Genomic DNA, 4,430 nt, shown 5'->3' with positions numbered 1-4,430 from the left:
GGTGACAGCCGCTGTCAAAACCAAAGTATATGGTGAGACTGATCCTGAACTGACGTATACTGTTGCTCCGGCACTGATCGGAACAGATGAGTTTACAGGTACATTAGAAAGAACAACTGGTGAGAACATTGGTGACCATGCTATTGGTCAGGGTAATCTTACCTTGAACAGCAACTATGCGGTGACTTTTGTTCCAGCGAACTTAAGTATTACAGCCAAAACGATTATGGTAGCTGCAGTGGTTAAAACAAAAGAATACGGCGAAGCTGATCCAGAATTAACCTATACTTTCAGTCCTGCGCTGATCGGAACAGATGGTTTTACAGGAAGTTTAATCAGGGTAGTTGGTGAGAAAGCGGGTGCTTATGCGATCAATAAAAATAACCTGTCATTGAGTGGGAATTATATACTGGATTATACCGCGGCAAATCTAAATATCACTAAAGCGCAACTGACAATTTCGGCAGAAAATAAAGAAAAGTTTGTTGGAACGACCAATCCTGTCTTGACGGTAACTTATAATGGATTCAAAAACAATGAAACCAGTGCTGTTTTAATAGCTCAACCAGCAATAAGCACAACAGCAACCGCAGGCAGTTTAGCGGGAAATTACCCGATTACAGCTAATGGTGCTATAGCCGATAATTATAATATTAATTATGTTGCTGGTACATTAAAAGTAGTAGCAGGAGCACCAACAGATATAAATATTGCAAGTGTCACAGTTTATGAAAATAGTGCAATAGGTACCAATGCTGCAACTTTTAGCAGTACATCAGAAAATCCGTTGTCAACCTTTACATATACGCTGATGGCTGGAGCAGGAGATACTGATAATGGATTGTTTACAATCAGTGGGAACAAAATAAATACGGCTTCAGTATTAGACTTTGAAAGTAAATCTAATTATAGTATCAGGATTAAGAGTACTACACAGTATGGCACAAGTATGGAAAAGGTATTTATTATTGCTTTAAATGACGTAAACGAGACTCCAACACTTGCGGCTGTTGACAATCAGAACATCTGTTTTACTACAACTGCCCAAACAGTAGCCTTAACTGGAGTAAGTGCAGGTCCGGAAGCAAATCAAAGTACTACCCTAACAGTTAGTAGTAGTAATTCAAACCTGTTTGAGACCTTAACTATTAGTGGTAGCGGTGCTACGGCTAAAATAAACTATAAGGTTAAAGCTGGTGCAATTGCAGGAACTGCAACCATTACTGTCACAGTTAAGGACAATGGTGGTACTGCAAATGGAGGTGTAGATACTTACAGCAGAACTTTTGTAGTTACAGTGAATGCATTACCAATTGCTGCAATTAACAGTGATAAAGGAACGCAGATCAGTAAAGGAGAAACGGTATTGTTAAATGCAACCGGCGGATCAAATTATGTATGGGCTGCTCATAACAGTATTATTAGCGGACAACATTCGGCTACCCTTGCTGTGAGGCCAAGCGAGACAACAACTTATACGGTAACTGTAACTAATTCCAGTGGATGTTCGGAAACCCGATCTATTACACTAACTGTATTGGAAGACTTCGTAAAAGTAAAAGCAACCAATATTATGTCTCCTAATGGTGATGGTGTAAATGATAAATGGGTAATTGATAATCTGGATCTTTATCCGAATAATGAGGTAAAGGTTTTTGATAGAACAGGTCGCTTACTATTTGGGAAAAAAGGATATGATAATAGCTGGGATGCTACACTTAATGGTTTGCCATTAGCTGAGGGGACTTATTATTATATCATCGATTTCGGAACGAAAAGACCTAAAATTAAAGGCTTTATTACCATTACCAGATCCGAGCAGACGAGATAAATTAAAGAAGTCATAATTAAACAGAGTTAATTCAAAACTGTATCAGCCTAGTTGACTAAGAGAAACTGATGCAGGATAAAAAAAGGAAGGATGAAAAATATAGCTAAAGTAATTGTGTTAATAGTTTTGCTAGCGATAACTGGTGTTTCGGTAAAGGCGCAGTTAAACCCATTATCGGCGCAATACTATACCAACCAGTATTTGATTAATCCCGCTTTTGCAGGAGCCGGACAAGGGTTAAAGTTAAACGGTGCCTACCGCAAGCTTTGGAGCAATGTTCCGGGATCTCCACTAACCCAAAGCTTAACTGCTGATTACGGTTTTAATAAAGTCGGGATTGGTTTAACTGTAAACAACGAAAGTGCAGGATTACAAAGGCAAACCAGGGTAGTAGGTAGTTATGCTTATCACTTGCAGTTGAATGAGAATAACCACCAATTACATTTTGGGGTGTCATTAGGTTTTATGAGTCAGCGTTTGGAGAATGCCGATATTTATGGTAATCCAAATGATCCTACGGTAGGTCAGTATAATGATCGTAAGACATACCTGGACGGTGACTTTGGAATTGCTTATACGTCTAACAACTTAAATATACAGGCTGCAATTCCGAATCTGAAAAGTGTATTGAAAAAGGACGTGATCAAGTTAGCCGATGTAGCTACTTTCTACACCGCTGTTAGTTATAGGATTGGGATTAGTGAAGGTTCTGAAGGTATGGACGTCGAGCCTAAAGTTGCTTATCGTGGCGTAAAAGGTTTTGATAACATATGGGATGCAGGTGCGCAAATTGGAATTGCGAATAGGCAGGTTTATTTACTTGCTTTATATCATAGCACAAAGAGTGCAACCTTTGGTTTGGGGATGGATTATAAAAAGAAGTATCTGATTAGTGGAACATATACTACACAAACATCAGCTTTAAGTGCTTATACAAATGGTAGCTTTGAATTGAACTTAAGGTTGAATCTTAGTAAGTAGTTTTAATAGCCTAATAACTAAAAAGCCCTTGTGAATATTTTTCACAGGGGCTTTTCTTGTTGTTGGTGTTGTGGAGGAATGGCTATTTATACGAATGATGAATGTGGATTGTTTAACTCAAAAAGGCGACAATTCTTTCTGATAAATGTAACTATTGAATAGTTAGAGGAATTTGATATTGCATTTTAGTTGCAAATAGTCTTGCTTTAATACTTTTGTTTTGAAATCTAATTTTTGTCGGGATACAAAAAAGAGGAACACATTTTTATCGGGATTAATAAAATAAACTATGTCTGAACTTAAGATTGCGGCATGAGGTATCTGCTGTTTTTTTTATTTTTCATGTTGACATTATTAACTGTTGGTGCAAGCTATGGACAGGGAATAAGTGCAGAAGTTATTAACGCTGCAGGTAACAGTCATACACAGAACAACATTACCTACGAATGGAGTGTGGGAGAAATGACCGTGGTTGAAACCATGGAGAACAGTCGGTTGAGTCTGACAAATGGTTTCTTGCAACCAGTAGTTATAGGTTTTTTTAATAATAATGTCTATAAGGTCTTTCCAATCAACATTCTTACGCCCAATGGGGATGGGATTAATGACACATGGGTGATTAAAGACATCGAAAAGTATCCAGATAATGAAATTACCATTTTTGATCGAAGTGGACGGACAATACATCATGTCATCAATTATCAGAACGATTGGATGGGCTATCTTAAAGGTAAGCCTCTTGAAGAAGGGACATACTACTATATTATAAAACTTAGGAAAAACAATAAAGCTGATCATATAAAAGGCTTCATCACGATCGTAAACTAATGCTACATGACTAAATTTTACCAAATCCGTTTATTTTTAACTGCTCTCGCATTTATATTGTTCGGTTTTACAGAAGCAATAGCTCAGCAACAGCCTCAGATAAATTATCAGGGAGTAGCAAGAAAAGCAGATGGTAATCCAGTTGCAGAACAGTCTGTTAGCTTAAGATTGACGATAAAGGATGGAGGAGTTAATGGAACTCCGGTTTACACGGAGACAAGAAGGCGCATTACTAATAAATTCGGGTTGTTTACAGCGGTAATAGGTAGTGCTGGGGCTGTTTCGCAAACTGGGACAATGGCTGGAATAAATTGGTCGACAGGTAATAAATTTCTCCAGGTAGAGATTGATCCTACCGGTGGAAGTACTTTTGTTGATATGGGCACCTCGCAACTTCAGTCGGTTCCGTACGCAATTTTTGCGAGCTCTGCAGTACCAGTGGGTACAGCAACAGGCGATTTGAGTGGCAGTTATCCTAATCCTAAGGTTAGTAAACTTCAAGGATCTGCCATAAGTATTACGGCACCAACGACTGGACAAATATTAAAATGGAACGGAACTGAATGGGCTCCGGCAAACGAAGCTAGCACGTCTACAGGACCAATGGGCCCTGAGGGGCCTCGGGGATTAATAGGAATAACTGGTCCGGCTGGTGCCGATGGTTTACCTGGGGTACAAGGTATTCAGGGACCAATTGGTTTGACTGGAGCAATAGGACCAATGGGTCCACAAGGATTAATAGGATTAACCGGTCCTGCTGGAGCCGATGGCTTAACTGGCGCACAAGGTA

Annotated in this window: 3 protein-coding genes and 1 pseudogene; all 4 read left to right on the top strand. The window is 39.1% G+C overall.

The window, feature by feature from the left end:
• Nucleotides 1-1,831, top strand: a 1,831-nt coding sequence (locus R2Q84_RS25160) for an MBG domain-containing protein (protein WP_316819370.1), incomplete at its 5' end; no start/stop codon positions are given.
• Nucleotides 1,832-1,921: 90 nt separating this feature from the next.
• On the top strand, nucleotides 1,922-2,812 hold the full coding sequence (locus R2Q84_RS25155) for a PorP/SprF family type IX secretion system membrane protein (protein WP_316819369.1): 891 nt from the start codon (nucleotides 1,922-1,924) through the stop codon (nucleotides 2,810-2,812).
• Nucleotides 2,813-3,154: 342 nt separating this feature from the next.
• Nucleotides 3,155-3,640: a gliding motility-associated C-terminal domain-containing protein gene (locus tag R2Q84_RS25150; protein ID WP_316819368.1), complete on the top strand. Its 486-nt coding sequence runs from the start codon at nucleotides 3,155-3,157 to the stop codon at nucleotides 3,638-3,640.
• Between the two features lie 6 nt (nucleotides 3,641-3,646).
• Nucleotides 3,647-4,430 (top strand): annotated as a pseudogene (locus R2Q84_RS25145) (hypothetical protein); the annotation flags it as partial.

The sequence above is a fragment of the Pedobacter nyackensis genome, assembly GCF_032678475.1.
Classification (GTDB): Bacteria; Bacteroidota; Bacteroidia; order Sphingobacteriales; family Sphingobacteriaceae; genus Pedobacter; species Pedobacter nyackensis_A.
The sequence above is the reverse complement of the archived record's forward strand: the minus strand, read 5'-3'. Positions and strand labels throughout refer to the sequence as shown.

What these genes read in the sequence shown, in the direction of transcription:
- R2Q84_RS25155 (WP_316819369.1), top strand. Translation starts at nt 1,922, where the DNA reads ATGAAAAATATAGCTAAAGTAATTGTGTTAATAGTTTTGCTAGCGATA.
- R2Q84_RS25150 (WP_316819368.1), top strand. Translation starts at nt 3,155, where the DNA reads ATGTTGACATTATTAACTGTTGGTGCAAGCTATGGACAGGGAATAAGT.